This is a genomic window from Sediminicoccus sp. KRV36 (genome assembly GCF_023243115.1).
In the GTDB taxonomy this organism is placed as follows: Bacteria; Pseudomonadota; Alphaproteobacteria; order Acetobacterales; family Acetobacteraceae; genus Roseococcus.
In genome coordinates this window covers 1,923,708-1,939,304 of record NZ_CP085081.1, presented here as the reverse complement: position 1 = coordinate 1,939,304, position 15,597 = coordinate 1,923,708, and the positions used below count along the sequence as shown (strand labels likewise).

The 15,597-nt window shown below is 69.9% G+C and carries 16 protein-coding genes; 5 read left to right on the top strand and 11 right to left on the bottom strand.

Annotated features, from left to right (window positions below; genetic code table 11):
• Positions 1-200: 200 nt before the first annotated feature.
• The 4 genes from LHU95_RS08890 to LHU95_RS08875 all read right to left on the bottom strand — a co-directional run bounded on the left by LHU95_RS08890 (position 201) and on the right by LHU95_RS08875 (position 3,319).
• Positions 201-2,042 (bottom strand): ABC transporter ATP-binding protein/permease, encoded by a 1,842-nt coding sequence (locus LHU95_RS08890; protein ID WP_248711008.1) that lies wholly within the window; start codon positions 2,040-2,042, stop codon positions 201-203.
• A gap of 21 nt (positions 2,043-2,063) precedes the next feature.
• The gene (locus LHU95_RS08885; protein WP_248711007.1) at positions 2,064-2,228 is read right to left on the bottom strand and encodes a DUF1328 domain-containing protein; all 165 of its coding nucleotides are present in this window, start codon (positions 2,226-2,228) and stop codon (positions 2,064-2,066) included.
• Positions 2,229-2,324: 96 nt separating this feature from the next.
• Positions 2,325-2,528 (bottom strand): CsbD family protein, encoded by a 204-nt coding sequence (locus LHU95_RS08880; protein ID WP_248711006.1) that lies wholly within the window; start codon positions 2,526-2,528, stop codon positions 2,325-2,327.
• A 77-nt stretch (positions 2,529-2,605) separates the two neighbouring features.
• The gene (locus LHU95_RS08875) at positions 2,606-3,319 is read right to left on the bottom strand and encodes a response regulator (RefSeq protein ID WP_248711005.1); all 714 of its coding nucleotides are present in this window, start codon (positions 3,317-3,319) and stop codon (positions 2,606-2,608) included.
• Between the two features lie 293 nt (positions 3,320-3,612).
• Between LHU95_RS08875 and LHU95_RS08870 the strand changes: the two genes are divergently transcribed.
• Together LHU95_RS08870 and LHU95_RS08865 are read left to right on the top strand one after the other, a co-directional pair.
• Positions 3,613-4,257 carry a sigma-70 family RNA polymerase sigma factor gene (locus LHU95_RS08870; RefSeq protein WP_248711004.1) on the top strand — a complete coding sequence of 215 codons (645 nt, stop codon included), beginning with the start codon at positions 3,613-3,615 and terminating at the stop codon, positions 4,255-4,257.
• Between the two features lie 8 nt (positions 4,258-4,265).
• Entirely contained in the window at positions 4,266-4,475 is a 210-nt protein-coding gene (locus tag LHU95_RS08865; protein ID WP_248711641.1) for a hypothetical protein, read from the top strand.
• A gap of 46 nt (positions 4,476-4,521) precedes the next feature.
• On the opposite strand, the gene LHU95_RS08860 is transcribed toward LHU95_RS08865, so the two are convergent.
• From LHU95_RS08860 to LHU95_RS08830, 7 genes are all read right to left on the bottom strand, one after another.
• Positions 4,522-5,286, bottom strand: a complete 765-nt coding sequence (locus LHU95_RS08860) for a heme ABC transporter ATP-binding protein (protein ID WP_248711003.1) — start codon at positions 5,284-5,286, stop codon at positions 4,522-4,524.
• Positions 5,283-6,284, bottom strand: a complete 1,002-nt coding sequence (locus tag LHU95_RS08855; RefSeq protein ID WP_248711002.1) for an iron ABC transporter permease — start codon at positions 6,282-6,284, stop codon at positions 5,283-5,285. The genes LHU95_RS08860 and LHU95_RS08855 overlap by 4 nt, the downstream gene beginning before the upstream one ends.
• Positions 6,281-7,165: an ABC transporter substrate-binding protein gene (locus tag LHU95_RS08850; protein WP_248711001.1), complete on the bottom strand. Its 885-nt coding sequence runs from the start codon at positions 7,163-7,165 to the stop codon at positions 6,281-6,283. The genes LHU95_RS08855 and LHU95_RS08850 overlap by 4 nt, the downstream gene beginning before the upstream one ends.
• Complete coding sequence (locus tag LHU95_RS08845) at positions 7,162-8,178, bottom strand: ChuX/HutX family heme-like substrate-binding protein (RefSeq protein WP_248711000.1); 1,017 nt, start codon at positions 8,176-8,178, stop codon at positions 7,162-7,164. The genes LHU95_RS08850 and LHU95_RS08845 overlap by 4 nt, the downstream gene beginning before the upstream one ends.
• A 21-nt stretch (positions 8,179-8,199) precedes the next feature.
• Positions 8,200-9,129: an energy transducer TonB gene (locus LHU95_RS08840; protein ID WP_248710999.1), complete on the bottom strand. Its 930-nt coding sequence runs from the start codon at positions 9,127-9,129 to the stop codon at positions 8,200-8,202.
• A complete protein-coding gene (locus LHU95_RS08835; protein ID WP_248710998.1) occupies positions 9,130-11,172 on the bottom strand; it encodes a TonB-dependent hemoglobin/transferrin/lactoferrin family receptor in 2,043 nt (680 codons plus the stop codon).
• A 130-nt stretch (positions 11,173-11,302) separates the two neighbouring features.
• Positions 11,303-11,476, bottom strand: a complete 174-nt coding sequence (locus LHU95_RS08830) for a hemin uptake protein HemP (RefSeq protein WP_248710997.1) — start codon at positions 11,474-11,476, stop codon at positions 11,303-11,305.
• A 379-nt stretch (positions 11,477-11,855) separates the two neighbouring features.
• Here LHU95_RS08830 and LHU95_RS08825 point away from each other — a divergent pair, with 379 nt between their 5' ends.
• From LHU95_RS08825 to LHU95_RS08815, 3 genes are read left to right on the top strand one after another with little or no spacing between them, the layout of a single operon-like run.
• Positions 11,856-13,160, top strand: a complete 1,305-nt coding sequence (locus LHU95_RS08825; RefSeq protein ID WP_248710996.1) for an LLM class flavin-dependent oxidoreductase — start codon at positions 11,856-11,858, stop codon at positions 13,158-13,160.
• Entirely contained in the window at positions 13,160-14,293 is a 1,134-nt protein-coding gene (locus tag LHU95_RS08820; protein ID WP_248710995.1) for a Xaa-Pro peptidase family protein, read from the top strand. The genes LHU95_RS08825 and LHU95_RS08820 overlap by 1 nt, the downstream gene beginning before the upstream one ends.
• The gene (locus tag LHU95_RS08815; protein ID WP_248710994.1) at positions 14,293-15,540 is read left to right on the top strand and encodes an FAD-binding oxidoreductase; all 1,248 of its coding nucleotides are present in this window, start codon (positions 14,293-14,295) and stop codon (positions 15,538-15,540) included. Before LHU95_RS08820 ends, LHU95_RS08815 begins: the two co-directional genes overlap by 1 nt.
• The last annotated feature ends 57 nt before the right edge of the window (positions 15,541-15,597 follow it).

Genomic DNA, 15,597 nt, shown 5'->3' with positions numbered 1-15,597 from the left:
TCGACCAGCCGGCCGAGGGTTCGGGCCGGCGGCTAAAGCACGCCGAAGACATAAAGCAGGATGATCACGGGGATCGGAATCCCGACCAGCCAGAGCAGGGCACCGCGCATGTTTCTCTCCTTCGCCAGGCCGCTTCGAGATGCGGCGTTCAGTCAGCCAGGGAACGCATGGCCTGCGCGCGGGTTGCGCGCCGCCGCCGCTCAGCCGGCCGGCGCCATCCCGCGCGGACGCGGCTTGGCCCATTGTCGTGGCGCGCCCTTGCGGCGCGGGCGTGACAGCTTGGCCCCCCCCTCCGCGCGGACCAGCGTGAGCGTGCGCGTATGGAAGGCCGCGAGGCCGGGGCGATGGCCGATCGAGATCAGCGCGGAATCCGGCAGCGCATCCAGCACCAGCTGCATCATCGCGTCCTGGTTGGCCTCATCCAGCGCGGCCGTCGCCTCATCCATGAAAATCCAGCGCGGCGCGTGCAGCAAAAGCCGCGCGAAGGCCAGGCGCTGCTGCTCGCCCAGGCTCAGCACACGATCCCAGCGGTCATCCTGCGCCAGTTGGTCGGCCAGCCGGTCCAGCCCCACACGCTCCAGCGCCCGGGCCTGCTCCTCCAGGGAAAAGGCCGCGGCCGCCGCGGGATAGCAGAGCGCAGCACTCAGCGTCCCGAGCGGCAGATAGGGACGTTGCGGCATGAACATCATGCCCTCCCGCGGGGGGATTTCGATCTCGCCCGCACCCCAGGGCCAAAGCCCGCCAATCGCGCGGAACAGGGTGGATTTCCCGGTGCCCGATTCACCCTGGATCAGCACTCTCTCGCCCGCCTGGATCTCGGCCGAGGCATCGGCGATCACCGTCGTGCCATTGGCGAAGGCCACCTCCAGATTGCGGAAGGCCAGCATCCCCTCCTGGCCCTCGACGATGGAGATGGTGGGCTGCTCGGGGTCCTCCACCATCACATCCAGCTCCTCCACGAGGTCGCGGAAGACGACGATGCGGGAGACGGCGCTGCGCCATTCGGCGATGCGGCCGAAATTATCCACGAACCAGTTCAGCGCGCCCTGCACCTGGCCAAAGGCGGCACCGATCTGCATCAGGCCGCCCAGCGTGATGGCGCCGGCGAAATAGGCGGGCGAGGCGACGATGGTGGGAAAGATCATCGCCAGCGTGCCGTAGGCGCTGGTGAGCCACATGAGGTTGCGCTGGCTGCGCATCAGGCCGCGCACCGCGCCCGCCACGGTGGCGAAAAGCCGGGCCAGGCCGCGCTGCTCATCCGCCTCGCCGCGGATCAGCGCGATCCCCTCCCCGCTTTCGCGCGCGCGGTTCAGCCCGAAGCGGAAATCCGCCTCGGCCGTGGTGCGCGCGACATTCAGCCGCACCAGCGGCCGGCCGACCACCCAGGTGAGGAAGGTGCCCAGCAGCGCATAGGCCAGCGCGGCCCAGACCATGTAGCCCGGGATATCCAGCTCACGCCCCGCCAGCGTCATGTGCAACGCGCCGGACAAGGTCCAGAGGATGCCGATGAAGGCCGTGAGCATAAGCAGCGAGGAGAGCAGGCCGGTCGCGAAATCCACCGCCAGGTCGGTGGCGATGCGCACATCCTCGGCGATGCGCTGATCGGGATTATCCGCCCCGGTCTGGGCGATTTCCAGCTGGTAGTGCCGCCCCTCGCGCAGCCAGGCCTGCACCAGATGCGTGGTCAGCCATTCGCGCCAGCGCAGCTGGATCAGCTGCTTCACATAGAGCTGATAGACGGCAACGGCCATGGAGAGCGCCGCCAGGCCCAGGAAGAACAGGATCTGCTCACGAAACGCCCCGCCATCGCGGCTTTCCAGCGCGTTGAAGAAATCCCGGTTCCAGAGGTTGAAGCGGATCTGGATCCCCACCTGGGCCAGCGTCAGGGCCAGCAACCCCGCGATCAGCCAGCGCGCATTCCCACGGTCCGGCGCCGTCAGCCAGATGCGGGTGATGCCCCAGAAGGCCAGGACCGGGGAGCCTGCCGCCGGCGGCTCCAGCGGGAGCGTGCCCTGGGGCTCATTCGGGGTGGTGGTGCTCATCGGGCGGGAACGGGCTGCATCTCAGGCATGGCCTCCGGCACCGGTGAGCAGTGCCACCGCGAAGAGCACCAGGAAAATGAAGAAAATCACCCGCGCGATCCCCGCCCCCGTGGCGGCGATGCCGCCAAATCCTGCAATGCCCGCCAGCAGCGCGACCACGAGGAAAATCATGGCCCAGGCGAGCATGGGCTTATCCTTCCGGAATTGAAGCGGCGTTGTGAGCGTGCCAGCTCGCGGCTGAGGATGGGGTGGCCTCACCTGCGTGGGGCCACCCCGGCATCATCAGCCCTTGTGGCGGTCTTCCCAGGCCTTCACCTGCGCTTCGGCCGCATCCTTGGCGATGCCGTAGCGCTCCTGCACCTGGCCGACGAGCTGTTCGCGGCGGCCCTCGATGATGGTCATGTCGTCATCGGTCAGCTTGCCCCACTGCTCCTTCACGGAGCCGGCCATCTGCTTCCAATTGCCCTTGATCGTGTCCCAGTTCATCCGCGTTCTCCTTGTTGACCGCTAAGGCTGCGGTGCTGTGGGATGAACGCCCTGCCGTGATCAGGGTTGCAGCCGGATCACGGCAGCGGGACGTAGCCGCCACTGATCGCCTGGTAGGTGAACACGGCGAGCATGAAGCGGTCGAAGGGCTTGCGCATGACGAAGGCGGGCTCCAGCCCCTCGGCCGTCAGGAGGTCCTCGGGATAGGCCGTCACGAAGATCACGGGGACTTCCATCCGGGTCAGGATCTGCCGGACGGCGTTGATGCCATTCCCGCCCCGGCCGAGGTTGATGTCGGCCAGGATCAGCCCGGCCGAATGCTCGGCGGCGAGGCGCACGGCATCCGCCTCCGTCGCCGCGACGCCGATCACCGTGTGGCCGCAATCCTCGACCAGCATGCGCAGATCCATCGCGATGATGGGCTCATCCTCGATGATGAGGACCTTGGTCACCACGGCGGAGCGCACGGCCTCACGCGCGAAGGTGATGCGCCGGTCCGCCTCCGCCGGATCAAGCCCGACGGCCATTGCGGCATCGGCGAGGCTGAGCTCCTCGACGGCGGTCAGCAGCAGCAGATGGCGCGACAGCGGCGGGATTGCGCCGGCCGTCCCGTCCTCGGCCGTCAGGCGGGTGATGGCGGCATAGAGGGCAAGCTGCGGCGGGACATCGTCCAGGCGCATGCCGATGGCGCGCGCGACCACGGCGTCACCCGCGGCCTGGGTGCCCAGCAGCGCGCGGGCGTAGCGCCGCGCGAAGGGAAGCAGGGCAAGCGTGTCAGAGGTTGTGGCCAAGATCCGGGCTCCCGCGGTTGTGGTTGAGGAAGACGGCGCTGGACCGGGGAATGCGAAACCCGGCACAAGCAGCGTGACATGGCGACCCGGCCGTGGCGTGAATGATCCACGGGCCTGGCCCAGCCCAACCGGAAAGGAACATATCGCGGTTGCGGCAACTTCGCCACGTGGAACCGCGTGGCGGCCAACGGGTTGCACGGCGGTGGGAAGTTTTTGTAAGATGGACGCGTTGTCATGCAACGGGCACCGCGTCGCCGCGTTTCTCAGGGGTTCCATGCTGTAAGGTGATGCCCATGAACCCGATCCCGAACCATTCCGCGACGGTCACGGCCCCACTCGAGGGCGTTGCCCCGGCTGACTTTCACGACCTGATGATCGCCGTCCTGCCTTCGCTGCGCCAGCAGGCCCTGGCGCTGACGCGCAACCGCCCCGATGCCGATGACCTGGTGCAGAGCGCCGTCGCCAATGCGCTGGCCGCCCGGGCCTCCTTTGAGCCGGGCACGAATTTCCGCGCATGGATGGGCAGCATCCTGCGCAACCGCTTCCTCTCCGACCGGCGGCGTGTGCGCCCCTCCACCACCATCGAGGAAGCGCCGCAATCCGTCCTGGCGCGCAGCGGCGGCCAGGAGGAGAGCCTGGCCATGAAGGAACTCAACCACCACCTTGCGCGGCTGCCGGCCGAACAGCGCCTGCTGCTGATGCGCGTCTCGGTGGAGGGCGCCTCCTATGAGGATCTCTCCGTGGAACTCGGCATTCCCGTGGGGACGCTGAAGGCGCGCGTGTCACGCACGCGGGCGCAGCTTCGCGCTTGGCTGCTGGGCGAGGTGCCTTCCCGGCTGCAGGACGGAACACAGCGCCGCGTGACGACGCGCCAGGGTGCGGCGCCCACGCGGATGCCGCGCCTGCGGGGGGATGCCCCAGGGATGCTGGTCGCCTAGGAGATGCGGTGAGCGACGATCAGGCAAGCTCCGCGAAAGGAAAACGCGATATGCCTGCAGCCAGGCGAAAAGGCCGGCGCGGCAGGGATGCCGCGCCCGATGCCGCGTTCGACCTTTGGCTCGATCGCGGCCTGAACGCGATGTTCGGCAAGGTGGCGGAAGAGCCCATTCCGCCGGAACTGCTCGCGATGATTGAAAAGAGCCGCGAAAAGCCCTGAGGCGGCCCCCGGGGCCCGTCTCCTGGGCCGTCTCGCCGGCGGATGCTTATGCCGCCGCGACGAAGATCGCCTCGCGCGCCAAGGGATCGGCCACCTGGCGCAGTTGAATGCCGAAGGTCTCGCTCAACAGCCCTGCCGTCAGCGTGTCACCCACTGGCCCGGCCGCCACCGGCATGCCGGCCCGCAACAGCAGGACATGCGTGGCATAGCGCGCCGCGAGGCCGATATCATGCACCACCATCACAACGGCCGTGCCCGCCGCCGCCAATGCGGCCGCCCCCTCCAGGATGCGATGCTGATGGGGCAGGTCCAGGCTGGCCGTCGGTTCATCCAGCAACAGCCCGCTTCGGGCGGCGGGCGTGCCATGCAGTTGCGCCAGCACCCGAGCCAGTTGCACCCGCTGCGCCTCCCCGCCCGAGAGCGTGCCATACCAGCGCGCCGCCAGCGCCGTGGCGCCTGCCGCGGCCAGCGCTTCATCCACCCCGGCTTCACCTCCGCCCCACGGGATGCGCCCGAGTGCGACGACCTCCCGCGCGCGCAGCGGAAAGGCCATGGCGCTGGCCTGCGGCATGACGGCGCGGTGGCGCGCCAATTCCCGCGCGGGCCAATCCGCAAGCGAGCGGCCAAGCAGATGGCGCCGCCCCGCATCAGGCCGCAATTCGCCCGAGAGGCAGCGCAGCAGGGTGGATTTCCCGGCGCCATTCGGCCCCAGCACCGCCAGCACCTGCCCCGGCGCCACCGCGATCCGGGGCAGGTCCAGCAGCACACGGCCGGCGCGCACGACACGCAAACCCTCGGCTGAGAGCGTCATCGGCCGATCCTGTCCTGGCGCAACAGCAAGGCGAGAAAGACCGGGGCGCCGAGCAGGGCGGTGACCAGGCCGATCGGCAATTCGGCCGGGGCCACGGCGGTGCGCGCCAGGCCATCGGCGGCTGCAAGCAGCAGCGCCCCCAGCAAGGCCGAGGCCGGCAGCACCCAGCGATGCCCGGCCCCACCCGCGAGGCGCACCAGATGCGGCGCCACCATGCCGACAAAGCCGATCAACCCCGTCGCCGCCACAGCGCCGCCCACCGCCAGCGCGACGAGGCCGACTGCACCCCATTTCAGCCATTCGACGCGAATGCCCAGCGTGGTGGCCTCGCGCTCGCCCAGGATCAGCGCGTCCAGGCCGCGCGCCAGGAAAGGCGCTGCCAGCAGGAGGGGCAGCGCTGCCAGCAAGGTGGCGCCCAGCACCGGCCAGGTGGCGCCCGCGGCGGAGCCCATGGTCCAGAAGGTCACGTCCCGCAGTTGCATGTCATCGGCCGCATAGATGAGCGAGGAGGTGCCGGCGCCGGCAAAGGCGTTCAGCACGATGCCCGCAAGCAGCAGCCCCGCAACCCCCACCTGCCGCTCCCGCAGGGCCAGCAGCAGCACCAGCGCCGTGACCAGCAGGGCGCCGGCAAAGGCGGCCAGCGCCACCGCATGTGGCCGCAGCCCGGGCGGCACCATCGGCTGCAACAGGACGATCATCGCCACCGCGCCGAAAGCCCCGCCGGCCGAGACGCCCAGCAAGCCCGGATCGGCCAGCGGGTTGCGGAACAGCCCCTGCATGACGGCCCCCGACAAGCCAAGCGCCGCACCCGCCAGCGCCGCGAGCAAGGTGCGCGGCAGCCGCAGGCCCCAGAGGATGGCGCCATCTGCCCCAACACCCGAGCCCAGCAGCGCGCCCGCCACGCGGGCAGGCGGAATCGGCACCGCGCCGACACCCAGCAGCAGCGCCAGCACCGCGCAGGTCATCACGGCCAGCAGCGGCAATCGCCAGGTGATCACAACCAGGGGCGCTCCGGCAGCGGCGGCAGCGTCACGCCATGCAGCGCTGCGGCCAGGTCACGCGCCGCATGGGCCGTGCGCGGGCCGAAACCCAGCAGATAAAGGCTGTCATCCGTGTAGAGCCGCCCGGCGCGCGCCGCGGGCAGCAGGGCCACCTGCGGCTGCGCCAGGAAGGCGACGCGGCCGCCACGCGCCTCCACGCTATGCTTCGGCGCCACCAGCCAATCCACGCCCAGGCCCAGCGCCGCCTCGGGCGAGAGCGGGCGATAGCCCTCATAGGCCTGCAGGACATTGCGAATGCCAGCGAGGCCGAACATCGCGGCGGCCGCGGTGCCCCGCCCGGAGGCCTGCGGCGCGCCATTCCCGGCCGAGAGCAGGAACAGCGCGCGGGGCTCCGGCTCCCGCGGCAACATGGCCGCCAGAGCGGCGAAATCCTCCCGCAGGGCCGTGGTGACAGGCGCCGGATCAGCGCCGAGTTCCTGGCCCAGCATCTGGATGGCGGCCACCAGCCCCTCGGCATCGGCCACGCGCGGCACGCCCAGCAGCCGCAACCCGGCCGCGCGCAGCTGCGCGAGCACCGCGGGCGGTCCGGCCTCATGCGCATGCACCAGGATGTCCGGCCGCAGCGAGAGCACGCCCTCGGCCGAGAGCGCCCGCTGGTAGCCCAGTTGCGGCAGCGCGCGCAGCGCCGCCGGATGCTGCGCGGTCGAATCCGCACCGCAAATGCGCGATTCCAGACCGAGCGCGCAGAGCATTTCCGCGACACCGCCGCCCGCCACGGCGATGCGCCCCGGCAGCGCCGTGGCGGGCCGCGCCAGGGGAAGCATGGCCAGGGGGGATACGGCCAGCAGCAGGGCGGGCAGGCTGCGCCGGCTGATCACGATGCGGCTTCCAGCGCCTGCGCCTCGGCCACGTCCGCCACCAGGCTGCGCCAGTCCTCGCGCTCCGCCTGGCCCGGCTTACGGGCGCCGAACAGCAGGGCAATGGTCTCCCCTTCGGCATCCAGCAATTCGAGGCTGGTCACCGCGCCGTCATCGGTGGGTTTCACCACGCGCCAGGCTTCGGCAACGCCCGCTTCGCGCAGATGCAAATTGAAGGTGGGGTCCAGCACGTTGAACCAGCCCGGCGTGGCCGCAAGGCGCTGGACGGGGCCGGTATGGATCTGGATGGCGCCGCGATTGCCGACAAACACCATGATCGGCACCTCACGCGCTGCGGCCAGCTCCAGCGCGATGCGCGCGGCGGATGGCGCCAGCGGCTGGGCCAGATCCTCGCCGGCCAGGCGCAGCGCCTGGCGGCGGGTCGCCTTGTGGCGGCGCAGCAGGGCGAAGAATTCATGCGTGTCACGCAGGCCCAGCCAGTCGCTGCGCAGCGCGCGGGCATCCACCTCGCCCTCGGCCGGCGGCAGGGCGCGGGGCGGGGCGCTTTGCGGCACTGGCGCCGCGACGCTGGTGGTGAAGCTGGCCACCAGACTGGCCCAGGCATCGCGATCGGTCATCGCCGTCGCGAAGATCTTGTGCACGGCGTGGCCGTCCGTGTCGAAGATCTGCAGCGAGGGCCGCTCACCCGCCAGGGCGAAGGCATGCGCCCAGCGGCCGGGAAACAGCCGCAGGTCAATATCCGGCCCGGTCACGAGGATATGGCCGGGGCCGGAGGAGACCTCCTCGAAGCGCCCATGCCGCTCATGCACCGCGTGGTCATTGCGGGTCAGCGCCATGATGCCGCCGAGTGACGGAAAGGCGGCAAAGAGCGCCGGCCATTCTGGCCGCAGCGGGGTGGCGCCACCCAGCGCAACCAGCGCGGCTTCGGTGCTGCCGAGCCGGACGGCGGCGTCGCGGATGCGCAGCCGCGGTTCCTGCTGCATCAGCGCCTGGTAACGTGTGTCGAGGTCCATGGGGGTCATTCCTTGTGTTGTTCAATCGTCGAGGCGGAAGCGCACCGGCACCTCCACCCAGGCTTCGATGGGCTGGCCGCCCTGCGTGGCCGCGGCAAAGGCCCAGCCCCGCACGGCGGAGAGTGCGGCGTGATCCAGCTCGGCATGGCCGGAGGAGCGATGCAGGCGCAGCTCGCGCGTCTCGCCATCAGCGCCGACCAGCGCGCGGACCAGCACCGTGCCGGAGACGCCAAAGGACAGCGCGCGCGGCGGATAGGCCGGCGGCGTCGGCGGGTGGCGATAGCGGGCCTGGGTGATCAAGGGGGGCGGCCCGAACGCCGCCGGCGTAGCGACGGGGGGCGCCATGGCGGCCTCAGGCGCGCCACTGGGCGTGGCCTCCCGTGGCAGGCGGCGGGACGCCGCGCGCGCCGGGGCGCTGGCCGGGCGGGCGGGGCGCGGCACGGGCGGGTTGGCGGCCAGGGGGGGCGGCGTGGGCCTGGGCGGAATGGCTGCGACGGGCTGTGGCGTTGCGGCCGCTGGCTCGGCCTCCTGGGGGGGCGGCGTGGGCTCCTGGAGATCAGCATGTTCTGCCATGGGTGGCGGGGCCGCCTGCTCCGGCAGGGCGGCTTGCTGGATCTCGGGCGCCTGGGGCTGCGGCTCCGCATCGGCCGAGTGCGGTGTCGGCGGGGCCGGGCTTGGCGCAGCCTCGGATGCCGTGGGTTCAGGCGCGGCCTCCACCAGCGCTGGCTCCTCCGGCAGGGCTTCGCTCAGCGTGGCCCCGGCGGCCGTGGCATCCACGGCCTCGCTTGCGTCAGGCAGCGCCATGAACGCCATCTCCACCACGCGTTCCGGCTGCGGCCGCCCACCCTGCGGCGGGCTGCCCAGTGCGAGCCAAAGCCCGGCCCCCAGATGGAGCGCGAGCGAGGCGCCCGTCGCACCACCGGGAAGCCGGTTTTGCCGCACCGCCGGCATTCAGAAGCTCGCCCGCAGCGCCACACGGATGTTGCGCCCGACTTCCGCGAAGGCCGGCGTGGGCACGGAGTTCCAGTTGGAGCGCCGGTAAGTGGCGTCCAGCAGGTTGTTCGCACTCACATCCAGCCGCAGGTTCGGCGCGAATTCCGGCTGCCAGGACGCATAGAGATCCCACACGGCGGAGGCCGCGGTGACGCGGTAGCTGGTGCTGTCGGGCAGCCGGTCCTGCGCATCCGTCAAGGCGAGGCGTGAGCCGAGCACCACACCCTGCTGCTGGAACCGATGGCCGCCATTCAGGGTGATGCGATGCGCCGGCACCGAGGCGAGCGGGCGGCCCGTCTCCTCATTCGTGCCGCGCAGCGCCGCCGCGCCCAGGCCCGCGAACCAGGCGCCGCTGTCATATTGCAGCTCCGCCTCGATGCCCTCGATGCGGGCCTGACCGATATTGGCGCTGGTGGTCGTGGTGGCGCGCACCGTCTGCTCGATGAAGTCGGCGATGTTGTTGCGGAACATGGCGACGCGGCCGCGCAGCCGGTCGCCCTCCCGCAGCACGTCGCGGAAGCGCAGATCGACACCAGCCTCATACGTCGTGGCGGTTTCCGGGCGGAGGTTGGGGTTGGGCACGAAGAAATTGCCGGGGAAATGCTGCCCGCCCACATAAAGCTCGGTCATCGAGGGCGCGCGGAAGGCCTCGGCATAGGAGAGGTAGGGCTGCAACCACTCGGTCGCCTGCCAGGCGAGGGTGACGCGTGGCGAAGCGCGGCTGCTGTCGAGCGAGTTGCCGCCGCCGCCCCGCTCCTGCTGGAAGCGATCGAAGCGCACGCCAGGCGTCAGCGTCCAGGCGCCGAGCTTGATTTCATCCTGCACGAACAGCCCCAGCACATCCTGGTTGGCCGAGGGGAATTGCCCGCGCGGGCGCCCATTCTGCAGGCCGCGCTGCTCGTCCCGGTAATACTCCACCCCCGCCACCAGCGTATGGCGCTCGGCGCCAAACAGGGAGAAGCGGGAGATGTTCTGGGCATCCAGGCCCATGGTGTTCAGCCGCGTGCGATCCTGCGCGTAAGGGGCGGCGATGCGCGCCTCATTCAGCTCGACGCGGTTGTTGTAGATGGTGAAGCTGGGCTCAAGCAGCGGCAGCGCGGGATTGGCGTAGCCGTAGCGAAAGGAGACGCTTTCCTGGAGCGTCGTGCGCTCGGCGATGCCAGTCGTGGTCGCGGTGTTCGCCGCGATCGGGATCTGGTGATGATCCTCGAAGCGGCTGGCATTGAGTTGGAGGCGATGAAAGCCCGGCGTCCAGTTCAGCTTGCCCAGCAACGAGGAGACACTGTCCCCGCTGAAGCGGATGATGCGATCCTCACCATCGCGGAACTGGCCATTGCGGAAGCCCGATGCCGCAGCGAGGGTCGAGAAATCCCCCGCGCGCGCCGCCATGACGCCCAGGCCCCGTGCCCCTGCCCCCTGGGACTGATAGCCCGTCGAGAGAAAGCCACCCACCGGATTGCCGGCGCGAATGACATCCTCGGGCTCCAGCGTGCGGAAGGTGATGACGCCGCCGATCGCGCCCGAACCGTAGAGCGAGGAGGCAGGGCCGCGCAGCACCTCGACCTGGCGGAGCAGCTCCGGATCGATGAAGGTGCGGCCGCGATGGCCGGCATTGAAGTTGTTCCGGACGCCATCCACGCGCAGCACGATGCGCTCATCGCCCAGGCCGCGGATCGTCGGCTGCAACGCCGTGGTGCGCGGCGCGCCGGAAATCTCGACGCCGGGAATGTCGCGCAGCAATTCCACCGGCGAGCGGGCCTGCTGGAGCATGATCTGCTCCCGCTGAATCACCGAGATGGAGACGGCCGAATCGCCAGCCACCTGCGGCGTGCGCGTGGCCGTGGTGGTGACGGCATCCAGCGGGGTCGCGGCGGGCTGGGTGGCGGGGGTTTGCGCCAGGGCCCGGGAGACGAGGCCCGGGAAAATGAGGCCGGGAGAGATCAGGGCCGTGGACAGGGCAAGAGCCTTGGACCAGGCCAGGACGGATGGGAGACGGAACACGGGCGGGCCTTGCTGGCAGGTGCCATCGCGGGTCTGCGGATGGCGCGCTGGCTGGCAGGAAACCGGGCTAAGGCAGGCCGGGTCCGGGGCTGGCTGACGCTGTGTGGGTGGGGGATGCCCACCCGGAAAATCACTTCGTAAGGATCAGTTTTCCGCCACGGGTGCGGCGCAGGCGGTAGGTGTCGTCATTGTGCCGGATCTCCACCTCCGGGCCGTCGCGGAAGAGAATTTCCGCCTCCAGCACCAGTCGGCGTGGTGGCGGCGCGGTGGCCAAGGGGGTTGGGGCTTTCGGCTCAGGCTTCATGCCATTCTGCTACCAGAGTTGCGAACGCTTCGCAATTGCAAACAAAAAATGAGGACAAATACGGCTTTGGTCAGGGCGAATCAGCGCCAAGGGCTGTGGCGCGATGCCTTCCAGCCCCCCGCAAACCGCCCAAGCCGTCGCTGGCGCCAGGCAAAGCGCCTGATCTCCGACATATCCTGGTCGCGCACGAAGCATCCGCAGGATGCCAGACCACCGCCAAAACTCGTGCGGCGCTGCCAGCCCGTCCCGGCCCGGCTTGGCGGTTGCGCCCCCGCGCCCCGCGTTCCATAGTCGTTACGCGCCAGGCTCAAAACACGGTTGATGTCTCCCCCCGATCCGGAGGTTTGATGACCATTCCCGTCGCCCGCGAAGACACGCCATGACGCAGCGCCGCATGCATCTGGTCGCCTATCTGAAGACCGGCCCCACCGCCAATCATCCGGGCGGCTGGCGTCATCCCGAGGCCGATCTGCATGATGTCTTCGCGCCCGAGCGCTATGAGCACATCGCGCGCGTGCTGGAGAGCGCCTGCTTCGATGCCTGCTTCTTCGCCGATACCTTCGGCCTGCCGGATATTCATGGCGGCAATTTCGATGCCTATCTGCGCAATGGCGGGCAGATCACCTATCTCGACCCGCTGATGATCCTGCCGGTGATGGCGCGCGTGACACGGCATCTGGGCCTGGGCGCCACCCTCTCCACCACCTTCATGCCGCCCTATCACCTGGCGCGGACCCTCGCCTCGCTCGACATGCTGACCGGTGGGCGGGCGGCGTGGAATGTCGTCACCTCCGCCACCAACCTCGAAGCGCGCAATTTCGGCATGGAGGGCATTCCCGCCAAGGATGAACGCTATGACCGCGCCGATGAGGTGCTGGAAGCCTGCAGCGCGCTCTGGGATTGCTGGGACCCCGATGCCTTCGTGATGGACCGCGAAACCGGTGTCTTCATTGACCCCGACAAGGTGCGCTACGCGAACTACGAGGGGCGCTACGTCAAGACGCGCGGTCCGCTCACCATCCCGCGCACGCCGCAGGGAAGGCCGGTCTTCCTGCAGGCCGGCGCCTCGGATCGCGGGCGTGACTTCGCGGCGCGGTGGGCGGAGATGATCTTCTGCACGCCGCACAGCAAGGCCGATTGCATCGCCTTCCATGACGACATCAAGGGCCGCATGGACCGCTACGGCCGCGCGCCCGAACAATGCAAGGTATTGCCCAGCTTCGCCGTCGTGGTGGGCGAGACGCAGGAGATCGCGCGCGAGAAATACGCCTACCTGCAATCCCTCATCCTGCCCGATGCGCAGACCATGCTGAACTCCTCGCTGCTCGGCGCTGATCTCTCGAAGCATCGCACGGCGGAGGCGCTGGCCGCCGCACAAGGCAACCAGGGCATCACCGGCTCGACCGACCGCGTGCTGCAACTCATGCGCGACGAGAAGATCAGCTTCGCCGAAGCCGCCGCCAAGCCGCGCGACCTGCTGCTCGGCACGGCCGAGACGATTGCCGATGAGTTGGAGGATTGGTTCACCGCGGGCGCCTGCGATGGCTTCATCCTCTGGCCCACCGTCTTCCCCCGCATGTTCGAGGATTTCGGCCGTTTCGTCGTGCCGGAATTGCAGCGGCGCGGGCTGTTCCGCAAGGAATATGCCGGCCGGACGCTGCGCGACAACATGGCCCATCCCTGATGCCGCACCCGATCTTCGACCAGGCTGAATTCGACAGCCGCATCGGCCGGCTGCGCGCGGTGATGGCGCGGCAGGGCGTCGCCGCCGCCATCTTCGACGAGATCGAGGCGATGGCCTGGCTCGGTGGCTATGGCTCCTCGCTGAACCGCTGGCGCTGCCTCGTGGTGCCGCTGGAGGCAGCACCCTTCATCCTCATCCGCGCGCTGGACGCCAGCGTCTGCCGCGCGCAATCCTGGGTGCCGGAGGTGCTCTCCTACCAGGATTGGGCGGACCCCATGCCGGTGCTGGCCGCCGCACTCAATGCGCGTGGCCTCGCCAGCGCACGCATCGGCCTGGACCGCAACAGCTACGCCATGTCGCTGGCGCGGTTTGACGCGCTGCAGGCGGCCCTGCCACGGGCCGGATTCATTGATCTCGGCCCGCTCGTGCATGAGTTGCGGCTGATCAAGTCACCCGCCGAAATCGCCCTGCTGCGCCGCTCGGCTGGCGTGGCCGATACCGCCATCGCCGAGGCTGCGGCGGCACTGAATGTCGGCGGCACGCAACGGGATGCGGCGGTGGCCGTCACCGCCTGCTTCCTGCGCATGGGCGCCGATCCGTCCCTGCCCGGCCCGATCAGCACCGTCACCGGCTGGGACTTCCTGCATGCGCCGCTGGACACGCGCACCCTGACCCAGGGCGACATGGTGCATATCGAGCTGACACCGCGCATCGCGGGCTACAGCGCGCGCATCATGCGCTGCGTCAGCCTCGGCCCGCCCAGCGACGCCGCACAGCGCGCCACCGAGGCGCTGATCGCCCTGCAGGACGCCCAGATCGCCGCCATGCGCCCCGGTGCGTCAGCGCGCGAGGTGGATGCCATCCTGCGCGAGGGCGTGGTCCGCGCCGGCCTGCGGGACAGCTATGACAATATCACCGCCTATACGCTCGGCCTCTACGCACCGCAGACGCCGCGCACCAGCGACTTCACGCGCATCCTGACCCCCGTGGCGGATTGGCCGCTGGAGGCCGGCATGGTGTTCCACGTCTATGCCTCGGCCGGCGGCAGCGCGATCAGCGAGACGGTGCTGGTCAGCGAGGCCGGCCCCGAGCGGCTGACACAGGCGCCGCGCCGCCTGATCGTCAACGCCTGATGCCGCGCGATGCCATCATCCTGGGGGCCGGCGTCGCGGGCCTGTCCACCGCGGTGTTCCTGCAGCGCGAGGGCTGGAAGGTCACGCTGCTGGACCCGCTGGGGCCGGCGGGCGGCGCCAGCTTCGGCAATGCCGGGCTGCTCAGCCCCGATACGGTCATCCCCGCCGCCATGCCCGGCATGTGGCGCAAGGTGCCAGGCTGGCTGCGCGATCCGCTGGGCCCACTCACCATCCGCCCGGCCTATCTGCCAAAGCTGTCCCCTTGGCTGGCGCGCTGGCTGGGCGAGACGCGCCTCGCTCGGGTCGAGGCCAATGCCGCGGCACTGCATGCGCTGCACGCCCCGGCACTGGAGGTCTGGCGTGAACTGCTGGGCGAGACCGGCTTTCGCGGCCTGATGCGCCAAAGCGGCCAGGTCCAGCTTTGGGAGGGCAGCGGGGGCCCGGGTGCGCTGGAGACGACGCTGCGCGCGAGGCACGGCATCCGCGCCGAGGCACTTGGCCCCGATGACCTGCGGCAGCTGTTTCCGGGCATCTCGCGTGAGGTCACGCGCGGGCTGCTGGTGCCGGGCAATGGCCATACGGTCAGCCCCGCCCGTGCCGTGCATTCCCTGGCGGAACAGGTGCTGGCCGAAGGCGGCGTGATCCTACCGCAAAAGGCGCTGAAGTTGATCCCGCGCGAAGGCGGTGGCTGGAGCGTGCTGGCCAATACCGGGATGCATGCGGCCGAGGCGCTGGTCGTCGCGGGCGGCGCCTGGTCGGCCGAGCTGCTGGCACCGCTGGGCATTCGCCTGCCGCTGGAGACGGAGCGTGGCTATCACGCGCATCTGCCCAATCCCTCGATCGAGCTGCGCGTGCCCATCCTGCACAAAAGTCGCGGCTTCGGCCTGACGCCCATGGAGGATGGGCTGCGCGCCGCCGGCACGGTGGAATTCGCAGGGCTGCGCGCACCGCCGGACGAGCGGCGCGCCGCCCAGCTCGCGCAGCAGGCGAAGCGCCTGTTCCCCGATCTCGAATTCGGCGCGCCGCGCTTCTGGTTCGGCCAGCGTCCCTCCTTCCCCGACAGCCTTCCCGTGGTGGGCGGCGTGCCGGGGCGGCCTGGCCTCTATCTGTGCTTCGGCCATGGGCATTTCGGCATGACGGGCGGCCCGCCCTCGGGCCGGATGCTGGCCGGCGCCATGGCGGGCCGCGGCATGCCGGCGATGGATGCCCTGTCGCCCACGCGGTTCAGTGGCGCGGTTATTGCTTGATCAAAAACGGAAGGTCAGCGGTTCGCGTGAATTCAGCAAGTGATTTGGCGATCAACC